Here is a 17,509-nt window from a genome sequence, read left to right as displayed (position 1 = left end):
CGCGGCCGTAGACTGGGCGGCATGGCGCCGCAGAAGTCCGATCCGTACACCGACTCGGTCTGGCTGCGGCCGCCGGCCCGCACCCGCGGCGGCGCGCCCACGCTCACCCGCGAGCAGATCGTGCGCACCGCGATCGAGCTGCTCGACGCCGAGGGCGCCGAGGGCCTGAGCATGCGGCGGCTGGGCACCCGGCTCGGCTCCGGCGCCACGTCGCTCTACTGGCACGTGACGAACAAGACCGAGCTGCTCGAGCTGGCGGTCGACGAGATCATGGGCGAGCTCTACGTCCCGGAGCCGGGCGACGTCAGCTTCCGGATCGGCGCGTCCGTGTACGCCACCGGCCTGCGCGCCATGCTGCTGCGCCACCCGTGGGCGATCCCGCTGCTGGGCACCCGCCCCAACCTGGGGCCGAACGCGCTGCGCGTCGGCGACCGGATCGTGGCGCTGCTGGTCGCGAGCGGCTTCGAGGGGCTGGCGCTGTCGCACGCCAGCTCGGTGATCACCAACCACTCCATCGGGGCGGCGCTGGCCACCGCCGCGGTCTCGGCCGGCACGGCGGCGTCCGGGCTGACGCCGGCGGAGGTCACCGAGCGGGTCACGCCCTATCTGGACCGGGTCGGCGACGACTATCCGCACCACCGGGCGTGGCGCGAGTCGGTCGGCGCCGTGCCGATGGACGCCTCCGCCTGGGACGAGAACTTCGCGTTCGGCCTGGACCGCATCCTGGACGGGCTGGAGGCGTGGCTGGCCGGGGTCAGTGGCCGGGCTCCGGCCGGGCCGGCTGGAGAGTGAGCGTGAAGACGCTGCCGGCCGGCGTGTTGTCGCGGTGCGACACCGAGCCGCCGTTGGCCTCGGCGAGGCTGGCCACGATGTGCAGGCCCAGGCCGTGGCCCTTCGCGGTGACGCCGGCCGCGCGGGTGTAGCGCTCGAAGAGGTGCGCGCGCATCGCCGCGGGCACGCCGGGGCCCTCGTCGTGGATGGAGACGCCGACGGCGTCCTCGCCGGCGGTCACGGCGATCAGCGTCGGGCCGCCGCCGTACTTGGCCGCGTTGCTCAGGAAGTTGACCACGATCTGTTGCAGGTGCGCCGGGTTGACCAGCACGGTGACGCCGGGCGGGCAGGCGACCGGCACGGCCAGGTCCGCGGCGAGCAGCGCCTCCCGGAGCGCGGGCGCCAGCGGCACCGGCTCGCGGCGGGCCTGCAGGCGGTCGGCGTCGATCGTGCACATGGCCAGCACGTTCTGGCGGAGCTGGTCGATCCGGCGGGCCCCGTTCAGGATCTTGTCCAGGATGGTCTGCTGGCGTGGCTCGCTCAGCGATTCGGCGAGCACCTCGCCGTACCCGATGATGGTGGCCAGCGGCGTGCCGATGTCGTGCGAGAGCATGCCCATCAGGTCGAGCTTGAGCAGGTTGGCCTGCTCCAGCCGGCGGTTGCGGTCGGTGAGCGCGTCCTCGGCCGCGCGCCGCTCGCTGATGTCGCGCAGGAAGCCGTGCAGGCGCAGTCCCGAATGGCCGGCCGTGACCTGGAGCGTCAGCTCCACCGGGAAGCGGCGGCCGGTGCGGTGCTGCCCGGTCAGCTCGACGCGCCGGCCGGCCAGCGCGGAGACGCCGGTGGCCCGCACCCGGATCAGGCCGGCGTCGTGCGCGGCGTGGTACTCGGGCGGGATGATCAGGCCGGTCAGCTCGCGGCCGGTCGCCTCCGCGCGCGACCAGCCGAACATCGCCTCGGCGGCCTGGTTCCACTCCACGACCACGCCGTCCGGCGCGATGGAGACGAACGCGTCGTGCGCCACGTCCAGCACGGCCGCGAACGCGGCGGCGGACCGCTCCGCGTCGCGGGCGGCCAGGCTCAGCGCGATCTCCGACTCCACCGCGGCGGTCAGGTCCTCCAGCACGGCCAGGTCGGTGCCGGTCCAGGCACGCGGCCGGGAGTCGATCGCACAGAACGCGCCGAGCGTCTCGCCGTCCACCCGGATCGGTATGCCGGCGTACGCGATCACGCCCAGGTCCGGGATGGCCAGGTTGTCGCTGAGTCGCGGATCGGCGCGCGCGTCCGTCACGACCAGCGGCTCGTCGTCCGCGACCACGTATTGGCAGAACGAGTGGGAGAGCGGGGTCCCGCCCACCTCCATCCCGACCCGGCCGGGGAAGACCTGACGGTCCGCGGTGACCAGCGAGACCAGGGTGGTGGGCGTGCCGAGCAGCCGGGACGCGAGCCGGGCCAGCCGGTCCAGGCCGGGCACGTCGCGGCGGTCCGCCAGCCCGGTGGCGGAGACGGCGGCCAGCCGCTCCGGCCGCTGCACCCGGCCGGTCACCCGCACGGCGCCACCGGGTGCCGGGGCAGCGTCACGCACACGGTCGTACCCTCGTCCGGCTCGCTCTCGATCGCGATGGTGCCGCCGTGCGCGTCGATGATCGCCTTGACGATCGTCAGCCCGACGCCGGAGCCCTGCGTGGCCAGCAGGTCCGAGGTGCTGCTGCGATGGAACCGGTCGAACAGGTACGGCAGGTCCGCGCGCGGGATGCCGACGCCGGTGTCCATGATCGTCAGCGTCGGCTCCTCGTCGCCGCTGGTCGCCACCGCGATCCGGCCGCCCTCCGGAGTGAATTTGATCGCGTTGAACATGAGGTGGCTGAACGCCTGGGACAGCCGCTGCGGATCGCCGGAGATCGGGATCGGCGCGCCGGTGTGCTCCACCACCGTGATGCCCTTGTGCTCCGCCAGCGGCCGGGATGCCACGGTCACCTGGTAGACCAGTTCGGACAGGTCCGCGGACGTGCTGGACAGTTCCAGCCCGTCCTCGTGCAGCCGGGCGACCAGCAGCAGGTCGTCGATGAGCCGCAGCAGCCGGTCCGCGTTGCGCTGCATGACGGCGAGGAAGCGGCGGGCCGTGTCCGGGTCGGCGTCGTCGTCCAGCAGCACCTCCAGATAACCCCGGATCAGCGACAGCGGGGTACGCAGTTCGTGGCTGACGCTGGCCAGGAACGAGTCCTTGAGCCGGTCCAGTTCGCGCAGCCGGTCCGCGGCGGCCACCACGCGGCGGGCGTACCGGCGCAGTTCCAGGTGGGCGGCGGCGTGCCGGGCCAGCGCGCGCAGCGCCCGCCGCTGGTCGCCGGTCAGCTCGCGCGGCTCGCGGTCCATCACGCAGACCGTGCCGACCGCGTGCCCGTCCTGCATCAGCAGCGGCGCGCCCGCGTAGAACCGGACGCCCTCCTCCGCGACCAGCGGGCTGTCCGCGAACCGCGCGTCCCCGGCGGCGTCGCCCACCTCCAGCATGCCGCGGTCCGCCACCGGGTAGGCGCACATGGCCGCGTCCCGGCTGGTCTGCGGCAGGTCCAGGCCGATCCGGGCCTTGAACCACTGCCGGTCCGAATCGACCAGGCTGACCAGCGCGATGGGCGTGCCGCAGATCTCGGAGGCGAGCACGGCGATGTCGTCGAACTCCGTCTCCGGCGGCGTGTCGAGGATCGCCGTCTCGCGCAGCGCCGCCACCCGCTGCGGTTCGTCGACGGGCACCGGTGCCTTCACCACCCCATGATCCCAGCCGGTACGCCGCCCGTCCGGCGTTTCGTGGGAGGCTCGTCGCCATGGCCGTCCCCCACGCCCACTGTTCGTTCTGCGGCGCCGCGTTCGCGCCGGACCAGCCCTGGCCGCGGCTCTGCGCCGGGTGCGGCCGGACCAGCTACCGCAATCCGGTGCCGGTCGCGGTCGCGGTGCAGCCGGTCGGCCGCGGGCTGCTGGTGGTCCGGCGCGGCGTGCCACCGGCGTACGGTGCGCCGGCGCTGCCCGGCGGCTACATCGACGTGGGCGAGCGCTGGCAGGACGCGGTCGCGCGGGAGCTGCGCGAGGAGACCGGCGTGGTCGCGGACCCGGACGCGGTCACGCTCTTCGACGTGCACAGCGCACCGGACGGCACCGTGCTGATCTTCGGGTTGCTGCCGCCGATCTCGCCCGTGGCGCTGCCGGCGTCGCACCCGAACGAGGAGTCGCTCGGTCACCATGTCCTGGACGGCCCGGCCGAGCTCGGATTCCCGTTGCACACGATCGTGGCGGCGCGCTTCTTCGCCGCGGGAGTGTGACCCGGCGACGAAGATGATCAGCGGGTAGGCTGCGCACCGATGCGGACGAAGCAACGCTTGACCGAGGACATCCACCGGGACCGGCGAGCGGTGCTGGTGGTGAACACGCACTCCCGGCGCGGCCGGCTGCTCTACGAGGGCGCGCGGTCGCGGCTGCTCGGCGCCGGGTTCGACCTGATCGCGTCGTACTCGGTGGAGAAGCCGCGCCACCTGGAGGAGACCCTGATCCGGGCGCGCGAGTCCGGCGCCGATCTGGTGGTGGCCGGCGGCGGTGACGGCACGATCAGCACGGCCGCGCGGATGATGGCGCACCGGGAGAACGCGCTGGGCCTGCTGCCGCTCGGCACCACGAACAACTTCGCCCGCACGGTACGGGTGCCGATCGACCTGGACGAGGCGATCCGCACGCTGGTCGAGGGCAAGGTGGTGGACGTGGACCTGGGCCTGGCCGGGGACATGCCGTTCACCAACCACGTCGGCGTCGGGCTGTCCGCGGCCGTGATGAACGCGGCCCCGCCGCCGCTGAAGCGGGTCGCCGGGCGCTGGGCGTACCCGATGACCGGTCTCGCCCTGCTGTTCGGGCACCGGCCGATGCGCGTGGTGGTGCGCGCGGACGGGCGCGAGCACGAGTTCCGCACCCACCAGCTCTACGTGGCGAACGGCGGGTTCCACGCGGGACGGCCGATCACGAAGGACGCGGACGCGGACGACCGGCTGCTGATCGCGTACCCGGTGGGCGGTGAGGGCCGGTTCGGCCTGCTGCGGGAGACCGCGCGGAACGCCACGCTCGGGCACCGGCGCACGCTCGGCGACGACCCGTTCCTGGCCGTGGGCGAGCTGTGGCTGGAGACCGGCCGGCCGGCGCCGGTCGAGGTGGACGGCGAGCCGTGCGGGAGCACGCCGATGCGGATCGGCCTGGACGCGAACGCGCTGCGCGTGATGGCGCCCGCGGACTCGATCGACCGCTGAGGCCTCACGGCCGCAGGATCAGCTTTCCCGAGGTGGTCCGGCCGAGCAGCGCCCGGTGCGCGTCGGCCGCCTTCTCCAGCGGGAACTCCCCGCCGTGCAGCGACCGGAGCGAGCCGTCCGCCAGCGCGCCGAGCAGTTCGCCGACGGCCGCGGCGTACAGGTCGGGGCGGCTGCGGATCACGTGGAACAGCCAGAAGCCGATCACGCTGCGACCGGCCCGCATCAGCGCGGACGGCAGCACCGGCGTGGCCGGCGTGCGGGACGCCATGCCGAAGTGCACCAGCCGGCCGAGCGGCGCCAGCGCGCGCAGGCTCGCGTCGAAGACCGGGCCGCCGGACATCTCCAGCACCACGTCGACCTTCGCGCCGCCGTTCGCCTCGATCAGCCGGTCCCGCAGGTCGTCCCCGGTGACGTCCACGGCCGCGTCCGCGCCCAGGTCGAGGGTGATCGCGCGCTTGTCCGGCGTGGACGCGGTCGCGATGACCCGGCCGGCGCCGGCGCGGCGGGCCAGCTGGATCGCCTGCGAGCCGGTGCCGCCCGCGCCCGCGTGCACCACCACGGACTCGCCCGGCTCCAGGCGCGCGGCCCGATGGATCAGCAGGTACGCGGTGGAGCCCTGGACGAGCGTGCCGAGCGCGGCGGCGTCGTCGACGCCGTCCGGGACCGGGATCAGCCGGTCGGGGCGGGCGAGCACCCGCTCCGCGTACGCGCCGGAGCCGACCAGCGTGGCGTAGCGCCGGCCGTCCGGGCCGCGGACGATCGCCTCGCCGCCCGGGATCAGCGGCAGCGTCTGCTTCGCCAGGTAGGAGTCCTCGGTCTGGTGGGTGTCCGCGTAGTTGACGCCGGCGGCGAGCACGTCCAGCACGACCTCGCCGTCGCCCGGCACCGGCTCCGGCACCTCGGAGACGGTGAGCAGTTCGGGACCGCCGAACTCGGTGATCTGGACAGCGCGCACGGCGTACCCCCTGGTTGATCGCTTTACCGGCGTATCACACGGACGGTAGGCCGAAACCGATATATCCACAATCATCTCTACGGTGGTTAGCGTCGAGGAACCGTTCGTCACTCGATCGCATCGATCGATCCGATTGCGAGGTTCCGCGATGGTCCTACGACGACTGTCCGCCCTGGCCGCCGCCGTCGCGCTGCTGCTCGGCGGCGTGCTGGTCGCGGCGTCACCCGCCCAGGCCGCCGTGCGCGTGCTCTACTACGACGCGAGCACCGCGCAGGAGTTCGCGTCCGTGGTGCACCAGGGCGCGCAGATCTGGAACGCGCGCGTCACCAACGTGCGGCTGGACCCGGTCCCGGCCGGGCGCACGCCGAACATCCGGGTGTACGCGGACAACGGGTGGCCGCGCGCCTACGTCACCTCGCTCGGCAACGGGCGCTGGTACATGGGCCGCGAGGCGACCAGCCAGGGGTACTACCAGCCGCGGATCGCCGCGCACGAGTTCGGCCACCTGCTCGGGCTGCCGGACCGGCGGACCGGGCTGTGCGGGGACCTGATGTCGGGCTCCAGCGCGCCGGTGTCGTGCACCAACCCGAACCCGAACAGCGCGGAGATCCGCCAGGTCGACGCCGCGTTCGCGGGGTCGCTGGCCACCGCGGGCACGTACGTCTGGCGCTGACCGGGCAGGGCGCGCCACCGGGGTCACGGTGGCGCGCCGGTGCCACGCTGGCACGCATGGGGGTCGATCTCTTCGCGCGGTGCCGGGACTACGAGGTGGCGCGGGCCGCGCGCGCCGCCGGGGTGTACCCGTACTACCAGGCGTTCTCCGGGCCATGCGGGGCGACCGCGGTGCTGGACGGGCGCACCGTGATCATGTGCGGGTCCAGCGACTACCTGGGGCTGGCCGCGGACCCACGGGTGATCCGGGCGGCGCAGGACGCGGCAGCGGCCTACGGCACGTCGCGCGCCGGCTCGCGGATGCTGAACGGCGGGACGCCGCTGCACGCGGAGCTGGAGCGGGAGTTGGCCGCGTACGCGGGGATGCCGGACGCGCTGCTGTTCCCCACCGGCTACCAGGCGAACGTCGGCACGATCGCGGGACTGACCGGGCGGCGGGACGCGGTGCTGGTGGACGCGGAGGCGCACGCCTCCGCGTACGACGGGGCGGCGCTGGGGCCGGGGCGCGCCGCGCGGTTCCGGCACAACTCGCCGGCCGCGCTGGACCGGCTGCTCGCGGCGCAGTCCGGCGACGCCGCCCGTCTGGTGGTGGTCGACGGGCTCTACTCGATGAGCGGCGAGTCCTGCCCACTCCCCTCGATGATCACCACCTGCCGCCGGTACGGGGCCCGGCTGCTCGTCGACGACGCCCACGGGTTCGGTGTGCGCGCGCTGGACGTGGACGGCGTGGACCTGCTGACCGTGACGTTCAGCAAGGCGCTGGCGTCGGTGGGCGGCGCGGTGCTGGGTCCGCCGGAGGTGATCGACTACCTGCGCCACCACGCGCGCGCGGAGATCTACAGCGCGGTCGCGCCGCCGTCGTCGGTGGCGGCGGCGCTGGCCGCGCTCCGGATCGCGGCGGCGGAGCCGTGGCGCGGGGCACGGGCGGTGGCCGCGGCGGCGGCACTGCGCGCGGCGTTGATCTCGATGGGGCACGCGGTGCCGCCGGGGACCGGGCCGATCGTGTCGCTGCCGATGCCGGACCTGCCGGCCACGCTCGCCGCCTGGCACGGGCTGCTGGCCGCGGGCGTCTACGTCAACCCGGTGGTGCCGCCGGCCGCCCGCTGCTCGCTCCGGATCACCACGACCGCGGCGCACACGGACGCGCATCTCGCCACGGTCGTCGCCGCGCTGGCCGCGCTGTCGTGACGCTCCCTCAGGAGTCGGACGATCCGGAGGACGACGACGAGGACGAGCCGGAGTCCGGCGGCGAGGAGTCGGAGGACGGGCCCGGGGACGGCGGATCCTGGGACGGGTGGGACTGCGGCCCCGGGTGGCCGGGCGGGTCGTAGGGCGACTGGCCCTGGTACTGCTGGCCGGGATACGACTGCTGGCCCGGATACGGCTGGCCGGGGTACGGCTGCTGGCCCGGGTACGGCGGCTGGCCGGGGTGCGACGGCGGCGGCTCGTAGGGCTGGCCGGGGCCCGGCTGCTGCGGATCGTAGGGCGGCTGACCCGGATGGGACGGCTGGTCGGGGTAGGGCGGCTGGCCCGGGTACGACGACTGCGGATAGCCCGGATAGCCGGGCGCGCCCGGATAGGGCGGCTGGCCGGGGTAGGGCGGCTGGCCCGGATACGGCGGCTGGCCGGGCTGCGGCGCGGCGCCCGCGCGGTTCCTCGTCGCCAGCTTGTAGATGCCGAACGCGATCAGCGCGACCAGCGCGATGCAGAGCAGCGCGCAGATCCCGCGCCCGACGATCGCGCCGAGCTCTCTGGCCGGATCGTTCTCCGTGTAGTCCACGGACGCTCCCTCCCTGGTGTGCCCGTCGCCCAGTACACACGCACCTTCACCGCGGCGCCACCCCGCCCGCGGGATCGGTCACGGTAGATCGCCCGTATCGTGGCCGGGGCCTTCCGCCCGCGCGCGAAGCACGCGGGCCGCCGGGCCCCGGCCACGATGCGGCGACGTCAGACGTGCGCGGACGGCCGGGACGGTTCCGAGGACTCGACGGCCGCCGCCTCCGCGCGGCGGTTGGCGGCCAGCGACGTGAGCGTGACGGTGACCAGCGTGAGGATGATGACCGCGAGCGACAGCGGCGTCGGCACGTCCGGAATCCACGACCAGACCGTGTGCGCCCAGTGCAGCACCAGCTTGAAGCCGATGAACGCCAGGATGATGGCGAGGCCGTGGTTGAGGTGGCGCAGCTTGCTCAGCGCGTTCTGCAGCACGAAGTAGAGGGCACGCAGGCCGAGCAGCGCGAACGCGTTCGTGGCGAAGACCAGGTACGGGTCCTCGGTCACGCCGTAGACCGCGGGCACGGAGTCGACCGCGAAGACCACGTCGGTCATGAAGACGGCCACGACGACCAGCGCCATCGGGGTGAGCGTGCGCTTGCCGTGCTCCACGATCGACAGCTTGGAGCCGTGGTACGTCGTGGTCACCGGCATCAGGCGGCGCAGCAGCTTGACGCTGCGCATGCCGTCGATGTCGACCTCGTGGTCGGTGCCCCGGATCGCGTCCCGCATCACCTTGACGGCGGTGACCAGCAGGATGCCGCCGAAGAGCAGGAAGGCCCAGGTGCCGGTGCTGAGCACGGCGGCGCCCATGGCGATGAAGATGGCGCGGAGGACTAGCGCGCCGACGATACCGTAGAGCAGGACGCGCTGGGCCAGCTCCTTCGGCACGGCGAAGGCGGCCAGCAGGAGCATGAAGACGAAGAGGTTGTCGACGGAGAGGGACTTCTCGACGACGTAGCCGGTGAAGAACTCGATGGACGGGGTGGCGCCGTAGAGCGGCCAGATGATCAGGCCGAAGGCGACCGGCAACGCCAGGTAGAAGATCGTCCAGCCGACGGCCTCCCTCATGTGCACGTCGTGCGGCCGGCGGGTGATGACGAAGTCCACGGCCAGCAGGCCGAACAGGATGACGAGGGTGACCGTCCAGAGCGCGGGCGATCCGATCGTCTGGAGCGGAGCGGACAGGACTTCCACGGGTGTGCCTCCTCAGGCGCACGCGAAATCGCCTGAGGTCTCCCCCGCCGCACCGAGATCTCGGCACGGCGATCGCCCGGGGGTCACATGGGTGCACCCGTACTGACCGGAGCGATCTTTGTGGGGTACTCCCCTCGACGCGCAACCATATGGGCCTTACCTGGATGATTCCTGAGAACTACCAGTTCAGGGGCGGGTTGTGACTAATTGCAACCGGCCAGCGTGCGCAGGATCACCCCGGCCGGGCCGGGGCGTGCGGCGGCGTACCCGGTGCCGGCCCAGAGGTTGATCGACTCGGCGTCGCCGCGGGCCGCCGCGGCCGCGCGGATCGGCGCGGTGAGGTGGTGGACCGCGGGGTACGCCAGCGGCGCGTGCGGCCCGTAGGTGTCGGTGAAGCGGTTGCGCAGCGCGCGGGCGGGCCGGCCGGTGAACGCGCGGGTGACCACGGTCTCCCGCCGCTCGGCGAGCGCGGCGCGGTGCGCGGCCCGGGTGCCGGCCTCCTCGGCGAGCAGGAACGCGGTGCCGGCCTGGACCGCGCTCGCGCCGGCGTCGAGCAGCGCGCGCACGTCGGCCGCGGTGCCGGTGCCGCCGGCCGCGACGATCGGGACCCTCGCCGGCAGCGACCGCAGCAGTTCGGCCGCGGTGCCGGTGCCCCGGTAGCCGGCCGGGTCGAACGTGCCGGAGTGGCCGCCGGCGGTGCCGGCCTGCGCGATCAGCGCGTCCGCTCCGGCCGCGAGCGCGCGCCGCGCCTCGTCCGCGCTGGTCACGGTGAGCAGCACGGTGCTGCCGGACGCGCGCAGCGCCGCGATCGCGTCCGCCGGTGGCAGCCCGAACGTGAAGCTGACGAACGGCGCGTCGGCCGCGATCCGCAGCTTCTCGGCGAAGTGGTCGTCGTCGGCGAGCCGCGGCTGCGGCAGCGGCCCGTGCTCCGCCTCCAGCCGGGCCCGGTATCCGCGGACCGCGGCCTCGTCCGCCGGCGCGGCCTCCGGCACGAAGATGTTCAGCCCGAACGGTACGCCGGCCGCGCGCGCCTCCCCGACCTCCCGCGCGGTCACCTCCGGCGATTTGTAGCCCGCGGCCAGGAACCCCAGGCCGCCCGCCCGCGCCGCGGCCACGACCAGCGCGACCGTGGACGGCCCGCCGGCCATCGGCGCCACCAGCACGGGCCGGGTCAGCCCGAACACGCGATCGCCCCCGTCGGCCGTGGCCGGACCGGCGCAACCCGGCCGGCGCCGGCACACTGGTCCGCGGGCCGAAGCCGCGCGCGGGTCCGGCTCACTGACCGGCGCGCCAGGTGGTGGCGTCGAGGCGGTAGAGGACGCACGGCTGGAGGGGGTGGTCCGGGGGCATCTGGAGGTGCAGGAAATCCTCGGCCGGGTCGCGGGTGAGGCCGAGGCGCTCCATCACGGCGCGGGACCGGGTGTTGGTGTGCGCGGTGAAGCTGACCAGCGCGTCCATGCCGAGCGTGGTGAACGCGTGGGTGAGCACGGTGCGCGCGGCCTCGGTGGCGTAGCCGTGACCCCAGGCGTGCCGGGCCAGCCGCCAGCCGATCTCCAGCGCGGGCGTGAAGTGCGCCTCGAACCGGGGGCGGGCCAGTCCGACGAAGCCGATGAAGCCGCCGGGGGCGTCGACGGCCCAGAGGCCGTAGCCCTGGCGTGCCAGGTCGCCGTCGATGCGGTCGATCATCGCGTCGGACTGCTCGCGGCTGAGCGGCGCGGGGAAGTGCCGCATGACCTCGGGGTCCGCGTTCAGCGCCGCGAACGGCTTCCGGTCCGTCGCCCGCCAGCGCCGGAGGAGCAGTCGTTCGGTACGCAGCTCGGCCATCCGGAGATCGTAAACCGGTGGCGGGGCGCGGGAGGATCGGGACGTGGACGAGGAGATCCTGTTGCCGCGCGGCAACGTGAGCGGTGACATCGTGCGGGTCGGGGACACGGTGCGGCGGCCGGCCGGGCCGTGGACGCGGTCGGTGCACGCGTTCCTGGAGCACCTGCACCGGCAGGGGTTCGCGCACGCGCCCCGGCCGCTCGGGTTCGACGAGCGCGGGCGGGAGGTGCTGACGTTCGCCGAGGGTACGGTGCCGTGGGGCGACGACCTCCCGCTGCTCGCGGGCGACGAGGCGGTCCGGGCGGTGGCGCGGGTGATCCGCGAGCTGCACGACGCGGCGGCCGGTTTCGTGCCGCCGGCGGACGCGGTGTGGAACACGCTGATCGCGCCGGACCGGGCGGAGCTGATCACGCACAACGACCTGGCGCCGTGGAACCTGGTGATCGGCGAGCGGCTGACGTTCATCGACTGGGACGGCACCGCGCCCGGCTCCCGGCTGTGGGACCTGGCGTACGCGGCGCACGGCTTCATGCCGCTGGCCACCTGGTCGGACTGGGACCACGGGCGGCGGCTCGGGATCTTCGCGGACGCCTACGGCCTGGACGGCGGGGAGCGGGAGGCGCTGGTGCCGCTGCTGGCCCGCCGGACCTCGTCCATGCACGACTTCCTGCGCGACCAGGCGGCGCTCGGCGTGGAGCCGTGGACCACGCACTGGCGGACCGGGCACGGCGACGCGTGGCGCGACGACACGGACTACATCGCGCGCCACGAGACGGTGTGGCGGCGGGCGCTCGGCCTGGCATAGGTAGGGCCGGCCCTACCCCGCGGACGCGGGCTCGCCGTATGGGGTGCGGCGGCCGCGGTCGATAGCGTCGACGGCATGACGACCGCGACCGTTGCCGCCTTCCGGAACGACACCGCGCTGCGGCAACTCGGTGCCGACACGCGCTACGTGCTGACCGGGTTCCCGATCGGCATCCTCACGTTCGCCGGCGCCGTCGCCGGCCTGGCGCTGGGCGCCGGCACCGCGGTGCTGGTCGTCGGCGTGCCGATCCTGGCGGGGACGCTGGCGGCGGCCTCGCGCGTCGCCGCGGCCGAGCGTCGCCGCGCCGCGCGGGTGCTCGGCCGTCCGGTGCCGGCGCCGTACCCGGCCCGGCGCGGGTCGCGGCTGGCGAGCGCGGAGGCGTGGCGGGCGCTGGCGTACGCGCTGGTCCGGTTCGTGCCGAACACGGTCGCCTCCGGTCTGGTGGTGACCTGGTGGGCGGCCGCGATCGGCGGGCTCAGCACGGCGCTGTGGGACTGGGCGATCCCGTACGAGCCCCGGTACGAGGGGCTGCCGGCGCTGATCGGGCTGGGCTCGGCCACCGAGACGCGGATCTGGTTCTTCACCGCCTGCGGACTGTTCTTCGCGCTGACGCTGATGCCGCTGGTGCGGTCGATGGCGCGGATGGAGGCGAGTTTCGCCGAGTTCGCCCTTTCGTCCCGGATGGGCGCGTCATAGCGTGGTGGCAGGGGTGAGGCGGATGGCCACGATGACGATGCGAGCGATGCACGCCGGCGAGTTCGGTGCGTTCCGGGCCTCGGTGGTGGACACGATGGTCGAGTCGATGGTGACCGCCATCGGGGTCGGCCGGGACGCCGCCCGCGCGCAGGCGGTCGACGGCGTCCGGACCTCGCTCCCGCTCGGCTTCGACACGCCGGAGCACGTGCTGCTGGTCGGCGAGGTGGACGGCGCGCGCGTCGGCGCCGCCTGGTTCGGCATCCGGCACCCGCGTGGCGTCGAGGGGTGCGCGTTCCTGCACATGCTGCTGGTCGACCCGGCCCACCGCGGCCACGGCCTCGGGCACGCGCTGCTCGACGGTGTGGAGGCGGAGGCCCGCGCCCGCGGCGCCCGCGCGATGGAGCTGCACGTGTTCGGCTTCAACGCGCCCGCGACCGCGCTGTACCGGTCGTCCGGCTACGAGGTCATCACGCAGCAGATGCGCAAAACGCTCTGAGCCACGACGAAACCGGCAGGGAGGCCGCCCCGCGGCCGACCGGTGCCCGCGGGAGCATGGGACCGCGACCACGCCGGAAGCGGGAAAACGGCTCAGCCTTCCGCCGTCACCCGGTTGCGGCCGGCGCGCTTGGCCGCGTAGAGGCGGGCGTCCGCGCGCGGCAGCAGCGCGGTGTGGTCGCCGTCCTCGCACTCGGCGACGCCGATGCTGACAGTGACGGCGAGGCCGGGCTGGAGCGTGGACCAGTCGTGGTTCTGGATGATCAGCCGCAGCTTCTCCGCCAGGTGGGTCGCCTCCGGCAGGTCGACGCCCTCGAACGCGACCAGGAACTCCTCGCCGCCCAGGCGGGCGACCAGGTCGATGCCGCGGACGTGCTCGCGCAGCAGCGCGCCGAGGCGGCGCAGCACGTCGTCGCCGGCGGCGTGGCCGAAGCGGTCGTTGACGCTCTTGAAGTGGTCGACGTCCGCGATGGCGAGGCAGAACGGGCGGCCGGTGGCGGCGGCCAGTGTGGCCAGCTCCGGGAGGCGCTGGTCGACGGCGCGGCGGTTGGCCAGGCCGGTGAGCGCGTCGGTGAGCGCCTGCTGCTCCAGTTCGGCGCTGCGCATGCGGTGCAGTTCGGACTCCAGGCGCGCGTTGTCCGCCTCCAGCCGCGCGTTGTCCAGCTCGAACATGTGCACCATCATCCGGGCGCGGACCGCGGCGACGTCGTTGTGCGACTCCCGCTCCAGCGCGTGGTAGGAGCGGTAGTGGGTGAGCGCGGCCTTGAAGTCGCCGATCCGCTCGTACGCCTGGGAGAGCTGGAGGTGGATGGCCATGGTCATCGGCTTCTCCTTGGCCTCCTTCGCGCGCTCCAGCGCCTCCAGCAGGCCGAGCACCGCGATCGCGCAGTCGCCGCGGAGCAGCCGGATCTGCGCCTGGTGCTGCAGCGCGGCGGACTCCAGCGAGCGGTAGCCGTGCGCCAGCGCGATCATGCGCGAGTTCTCCACCAGCGTGAAGGCCTCGCCGTACTCGCCGCGGTGCGCCATCAGCATGCCGAAGTTGTCCAGCACGATCGACTGCCGGTACGGGTGGTTGGCGGCCTCGGCCAGCTCCAGCGCGGTGCGCACGTGGCCGAGCGCGGTCTCCAGCAGCTCGTCCGCCTCGTCCTCGCGGCCGAGCTCGCGCAGTTGCGGGATGCGGTAGACCGCGTTGTCGCCGAGGTTGTTCAGCACGCAGAAGCGGGCCTCGTCGTCGCCGGGGTCGACCACGGCCAGCGCGTGCCGCAGGCACTCGTTGCTGGAGGCGAGGTCGCCCATGGCCGCGTGCACCACGCCGGTGCGGTTGTGCACCCAGTAGAGCAGCGCGCGGTCGTCGAGCCGCTGCGCGATCCGGCGCGCGCGGTCCAGCGCGTCGAGCGCCTCCTCGTGCAGGCCGAGGTCGTTGAACGGGATCGCCTGGACGGTGAGGGTCTCGCAGATGCCGCGCTCGTCGCCGATCGACTCGAACAGGCCGGTCGCCTCGGTGCACGCGGTGATCGCGGCCTCCTGCTCGCCCACCCGGAGGAGCTGGTTCGCGGCGAGCCGCAGCGCGGCGGCCTGGCCGGCGACGTCGCCGTGCCGCGCGCTGAGGTCGGCCGCGCGCCGGGCGAGCGCGACGCCGGACCGGTAGTCGCCGCGCGTGCGCGCGCGCTCGGCCTCCTCGTACAGCTCCGTCGCGGTCGACGGCCGTCTGTCAGCCTCAGTGACGCCGCTGGTCGACAAGCCGCGCCTCCTTCGTGCCGGCCGGTCGGCGTAACCGCCGATCGTGCGGGGCCCTTCGGCCAAACCTAGGGCATGCGGAGGAATTACCACCAACTGAGACCCCGGTCACACTAATGGTGATTGACGTTGCCCGAGGTCAATGCCCATGTCAGCGGATTCCGCGCGATCCGCTACGGTGCGGTATTGCAACTGATCTCCGGGGGGACATGGAACGGCCCCGACCAGACGACCCGAAGGGAAGCCGACCTTGACGCCCACCTCATCCGTGCGCGCCGGTGGCTCGACCGCGCAGCCGACCGATCCGCGGTGCCTGCACTGCAAGGAGCCCCTGGTCCAGGACGACATCTGGGGCTGGATGCACGAGGGACAGCGATACCTGTGCCGTGACCCGCGCACCGGCGAACTGCTCACCCAGGCCGCGACGCTCATCTGAGACCCCGGGTGCCCCCGGGCACCCGGATCTCGTCCCCCGGCACATGCTGACTCTCCTGATCGACGACCTGCGGTCGTTCACGGACGACCGCGCCGCGCTGATCGCCCGGACCAGCGCGGAGGGCATCGCGCTGCTGGAGCGGCACCGCGGCGCCCGCATCGACGAGCTGTGGCTGGACCACGACCTCGGCGGCACGGACACCAGCTGGCCGGTCGTCGAGGTGCTCGAACGCGCGGCCTTCGAGGGCGCCCCGTTCGACGTCGGCGTGGTGTACGTCCATTCGGCGAACCCGCCCGGCGTCGCACGGCTCGTCGGGACGTTGCGCCGCTGGGGCTACGACGTGCGCGCGGTTCCCGGCAGTCCCGCGGTGTGGTACCCGGGCTGATCATGGTTGCCGCACCGCCCTGCGACGCGTGGCGCGCCCGCCGTGCAGGTAGAGCGAGCGTCCGTGGCCGTCGTCGCCGAGGAAGGCGTAGACCGGGTGGGCGAGGCCGGGGTGGTCGCGGACGATCAGCGTGTCGCCGGTCAGGTGGACGAGTTCCTGGGCCGGGGCGGGCGGGCCGAGCTGGGTGAAGATGCCCTTCGGCGCGTCGTGCAGCCAGACCCGGCCGTCGCCGTCCCGCGAGACCGTGAGCTCGGCGACGCGGGAGGAGTAGACGCCGAGGTAGCGGGCCGCGTCGAACGGCGCGGGGTCGGCCGGGACCTCGGCCGGCGCGGGCAGCGCGATGCCGGTCAGCTCGCGCAGCAGCGGCGGGAGCAGCGACAGGTAGAGCGAGACCGCGTCGCCGCCGTTGGTGAGCAGCACCGCGGCCACGTCGCGGTCCGGGACGACGCGCAGGAACGCGGCCTGGCCGATGGTGCCGCCGTCGTGGCCGATGACCGTACCGGCGTCGTTCATGATCTCCCAGCCGAGTCCCCAGCCGGCGCCGGGCATGCCGGGCGCCGGACGGTCGGCGGCGCGCTGCTGCATGGCCTTGACGCCGTCCGGCGAGAGCAGGCCGGCGCCGCCGGACAGGTGCATCCGCGCGAACAGCAGCAGGTCGCCCGCGCTCATCGCCAGCATGCTGCCGGCCGGCGCGTTGGACCGGGGCAGCGACCAGACCGGCGCGGGCGCGAGCGGCGCGTCCGCGGACGGGCGGATGTGGCCGACCGCGGTGCGGTGCAGGATCGCCTCGTACGCGTCGGTGGCGAACGCGGTCACGCCCAGCGGCACCGCCAGCGACTCGCGCAGGCAGACGTCGAACGGCCGGCCGCGCAGCACCTCCACCACCCGGCCGAGCACCGCGAACCCGGCGTTGTTGTAGGACAGCATGGTGCCGGGCGGGAACAGCTGCGGCGTGTCGCCGAGCGTGGCGACGAACCGGGCCACGCAGTCGTCGCCGCGGCCGGTGTCCGTGAACAGGTCGCCCTCGAAGCCGCCGGTGTGGCAGAGCAGCTGCCGGACGGTCACGGTCTCCGCCGCGTCCGGGTCGCCGAGCCGCAGCTCCGGCAGGTAGTGGCGGACCGGCGTGTCCAGTTCGAGCAGACCCTCGTCGGCCAGCTGCATGATCAGCGTGGTGGTCCAGACCTTGGTGATCGAGCCGACCTGGAACAGCGCGTCGGTGGTCGCCTCGACGCCGGTCCGCGTGTTGAGCACGCCGTGCGCGAGCGCGAACCGTTCGCCGCCCGCGTCCACCGCCAGCACCGCGCCGGGCACCTGGAAGCGGGACAGCAGGGCGGGGAGACGGTCACCCAGCGTCGACCTGATCACATCGAGAGACATGAACACAACCCTAAAACCCCTGCATCGGTACGGTATCCGGCGCGCGCTGTTCGTACCGGTGCATGCGTTTGATCTGGATGTGCAGGTCCCGGGAATCGGCCGGGGGCCG

Annotated in this window: 19 protein-coding genes; 10 read left to right on the top strand and 9 right to left on the bottom strand. The window is 73.9% G+C overall.

The window, feature by feature from the left end:
- Positions 1 to 21: 21 nt before the first annotated feature.
- Entirely contained in the window at positions 22 to 792 is a 771-nt protein-coding gene (locus tag J2S41_RS06265; RefSeq protein ID WP_310364231.1) for a TetR/AcrR family transcriptional regulator, read from the top strand.
- Here J2S41_RS06265 and J2S41_RS06260 read toward each other — a convergent pair.
- Both J2S41_RS06260 and J2S41_RS06255 read right to left on the bottom strand, forming a co-directional pair.
- Complete coding sequence (locus tag J2S41_RS06260) at positions 755 to 2,353, bottom strand: sensor histidine kinase (protein ID WP_310364229.1); 1,599 nt, start codon at positions 2,351 to 2,353, stop codon at positions 755 to 757. The genes J2S41_RS06265 and J2S41_RS06260 overlap by 38 nt on opposite strands.
- The gene (locus tag J2S41_RS06255) at positions 2,311 to 3,528 is read right to left on the bottom strand and encodes a GAF domain-containing sensor histidine kinase (protein ID WP_310364227.1); all 1,218 of its coding nucleotides are present in this window, start codon (positions 3,526 to 3,528) and stop codon (positions 2,311 to 2,313) included. The genes J2S41_RS06260 and J2S41_RS06255 overlap by 43 nt, the downstream gene beginning before the upstream one ends.
- A 59-nt stretch (positions 3,529 to 3,587) precedes the next feature.
- Here J2S41_RS06255 and J2S41_RS06250 point away from each other — a divergent pair, with 59 nt between their 5' ends.
- Positions 3,588 to 4,079: an NUDIX domain-containing protein gene (locus J2S41_RS06250; protein ID WP_310364225.1), complete on the top strand. Its 492-nt coding sequence runs from the start codon at positions 3,588 to 3,590 to the stop codon at positions 4,077 to 4,079.
- Between the two features lie 39 nt (positions 4,080 to 4,118).
- Entirely contained in the window at positions 4,119 to 5,048 is a 930-nt protein-coding gene (locus J2S41_RS06245) for a diacylglycerol/lipid kinase family protein (RefSeq protein ID WP_310364223.1), read from the top strand.
- Positions 5,049 to 5,052: 4 nt separating this feature from the next.
- Here the strand turns inward: J2S41_RS06245 and J2S41_RS06240 are convergent, their stop codons facing one another.
- Entirely contained in the window at positions 5,053 to 6,003 is a 951-nt protein-coding gene (locus J2S41_RS06240; protein WP_310364220.1) for an NADPH:quinone oxidoreductase family protein, read from the bottom strand.
- 148 nt (positions 6,004 to 6,151) lie between these two features.
- On the opposite strand from J2S41_RS06240, the gene J2S41_RS06235 reads away from it, so the two are divergent.
- Both J2S41_RS06235 and J2S41_RS06230 read left to right on the top strand, forming a co-directional pair.
- Positions 6,152 to 6,676 (top strand): snapalysin family zinc-dependent metalloprotease, encoded by a 525-nt coding sequence (locus tag J2S41_RS06235; RefSeq protein WP_310364216.1) that lies wholly within the window; start codon positions 6,152 to 6,154, stop codon positions 6,674 to 6,676.
- Positions 6,677 to 6,732: 56 nt separating this feature from the next.
- On the top strand, positions 6,733 to 7,863 hold the full coding sequence (locus tag J2S41_RS06230; RefSeq protein ID WP_310364214.1) for an aminotransferase class I/II-fold pyridoxal phosphate-dependent enzyme: 1,131 nt from the start codon (positions 6,733 to 6,735) through the stop codon (positions 7,861 to 7,863).
- A 7-nt stretch (positions 7,864 to 7,870) separates the two neighbouring features.
- On the opposite strand, the gene J2S41_RS06225 is transcribed toward J2S41_RS06230, so the two are convergent.
- The 4 genes from J2S41_RS06225 to J2S41_RS06210 all read right to left on the bottom strand — a co-directional run bounded on the left by J2S41_RS06225 (position 7,871) and on the right by J2S41_RS06210 (position 11,469).
- Entirely contained in the window at positions 7,871 to 8,455 is a 585-nt protein-coding gene (locus J2S41_RS06225; protein WP_310364211.1) for a hypothetical protein, read from the bottom strand.
- Between the two features lie 167 nt (positions 8,456 to 8,622).
- Positions 8,623 to 9,645, bottom strand: a complete 1,023-nt coding sequence (locus J2S41_RS06220) for a TerC/Alx family metal homeostasis membrane protein (protein ID WP_310364208.1) — start codon at positions 9,643 to 9,645, stop codon at positions 8,623 to 8,625.
- 203 nt (positions 9,646 to 9,848) lie between these two features.
- Positions 9,849 to 10,829: a nitronate monooxygenase gene (locus J2S41_RS06215; protein WP_310364206.1), complete on the bottom strand. Its 981-nt coding sequence runs from the start codon at positions 10,827 to 10,829 to the stop codon at positions 9,849 to 9,851.
- A 91-nt stretch (positions 10,830 to 10,920) separates the two neighbouring features.
- Positions 10,921 to 11,469: a GNAT family N-acetyltransferase gene (locus J2S41_RS06210; RefSeq protein WP_310364204.1), complete on the bottom strand. Its 549-nt coding sequence runs from the start codon at positions 11,467 to 11,469 to the stop codon at positions 10,921 to 10,923.
- 43 nt (positions 11,470 to 11,512) lie between these two features.
- On the opposite strand from J2S41_RS06210, the gene J2S41_RS06205 reads away from it, so the two are divergent.
- From J2S41_RS06205 to J2S41_RS06195, 3 genes are all read left to right on the top strand, one after another.
- Entirely contained in the window at positions 11,513 to 12,274 is a 762-nt protein-coding gene (locus J2S41_RS06205; protein WP_310364201.1) for a phosphotransferase, read from the top strand.
- A 75-nt stretch (positions 12,275 to 12,349) separates the two neighbouring features.
- Positions 12,350 to 12,970, top strand: a complete 621-nt coding sequence (locus J2S41_RS06200) for a sensor domain-containing protein (RefSeq protein WP_310364199.1) — start codon at positions 12,350 to 12,352, stop codon at positions 12,968 to 12,970.
- A gap of 31 nt (positions 12,971 to 13,001) precedes the next feature.
- Complete coding sequence (locus J2S41_RS06195) at positions 13,002 to 13,466, top strand: GNAT family N-acetyltransferase (RefSeq protein WP_310364198.1); 465 nt, start codon at positions 13,002 to 13,004, stop codon at positions 13,464 to 13,466.
- A 92-nt stretch (positions 13,467 to 13,558) separates the two neighbouring features.
- Here the strand turns inward: J2S41_RS06195 and J2S41_RS06190 are convergent, their stop codons facing one another.
- Entirely contained in the window at positions 13,559 to 15,205 is a 1,647-nt protein-coding gene (locus J2S41_RS06190; RefSeq protein WP_310364196.1) for a tetratricopeptide repeat-containing diguanylate cyclase, read from the bottom strand.
- Between the two features lie 247 nt (positions 15,206 to 15,452).
- On the opposite strand from J2S41_RS06190, the gene J2S41_RS06185 reads away from it, so the two are divergent.
- Both J2S41_RS06185 and J2S41_RS06180 read left to right on the top strand, forming a co-directional pair.
- Complete coding sequence (locus tag J2S41_RS06185) at positions 15,453 to 15,638, top strand: hypothetical protein (protein WP_310364193.1); 186 nt, start codon at positions 15,453 to 15,455, stop codon at positions 15,636 to 15,638.
- Between the two features lie 43 nt (positions 15,639 to 15,681).
- Positions 15,682 to 16,023, top strand: coding sequence for a cyclic-phosphate processing receiver domain-containing protein (locus J2S41_RS06180; RefSeq protein ID WP_310364191.1), 342 nt, complete (start codon positions 15,682 to 15,684; stop codon positions 16,021 to 16,023).
- Here the strand turns inward: J2S41_RS06180 and J2S41_RS06175 are convergent, their stop codons facing one another.
- Positions 16,024 to 17,400 (bottom strand): serine hydrolase domain-containing protein, encoded by a 1,377-nt coding sequence (locus J2S41_RS06175; protein ID WP_310364188.1) that lies wholly within the window; start codon positions 17,398 to 17,400, stop codon positions 16,024 to 16,026.
- Positions 17,401 to 17,509 lie beyond the last annotated feature (109 nt).

This window comes from Catenuloplanes atrovinosus (assembly GCF_031458235.1).
Lineage (GTDB): Bacteria > Actinomycetota > Actinomycetes > Mycobacteriales > Micromonosporaceae > Catenuloplanes > Catenuloplanes atrovinosus.
Note: the sequence above shows the minus strand (reverse complement) of the source record. Positions and strands in the feature narration are given on the sequence as shown.

Coding starts and splice junctions, on each gene's coding strand:
- J2S41_RS06200 (WP_310364199.1), top strand. CDS start 12,350: ATGACGACCGCGACCGTTGCCGCCTTCCGGAACGACACCGCGCTGCGG.
- J2S41_RS06195 (WP_310364198.1), top strand. CDS start 13,002: ATGACGATGCGAGCGATGCACGCCGGCGAGTTCGGTGCGTTCCGGGCC.
- J2S41_RS06245 (WP_310364223.1), top strand. CDS start 4,119: ATGCGGACGAAGCAACGCTTGACCGAGGACATCCACCGGGACCGGCGA.
- J2S41_RS06180 (WP_310364191.1), top strand. CDS start 15,682: ATGCTGACTCTCCTGATCGACGACCTGCGGTCGTTCACGGACGACCGC.
- J2S41_RS06235 (WP_310364216.1), top strand. CDS start 6,152: ATGGTCCTACGACGACTGTCCGCCCTGGCCGCCGCCGTCGCGCTGCTG.
- J2S41_RS06250 (WP_310364225.1), top strand. CDS start 3,588: ATGGCCGTCCCCCACGCCCACTGTTCGTTCTGCGGCGCCGCGTTCGCG.
- J2S41_RS06265 (WP_310364231.1), top strand. CDS start 22: ATGGCGCCGCAGAAGTCCGATCCGTACACCGACTCGGTCTGGCTGCGG.
- J2S41_RS06210 (WP_310364204.1), bottom strand. CDS start 11,469: ATGGCCGAGCTGCGTACCGAACGACTGCTCCTCCGGCGCTGGCGGGCG.
- J2S41_RS06230 (WP_310364214.1), top strand. CDS start 6,733: ATGGGGGTCGATCTCTTCGCGCGGTGCCGGGACTACGAGGTGGCGCGG.
- J2S41_RS06175 (WP_310364188.1), bottom strand. CDS start 17,400: ATGTCTCTCGATGTGATCAGGTCGACGCTGGGTGACCGTCTCCCCGCC.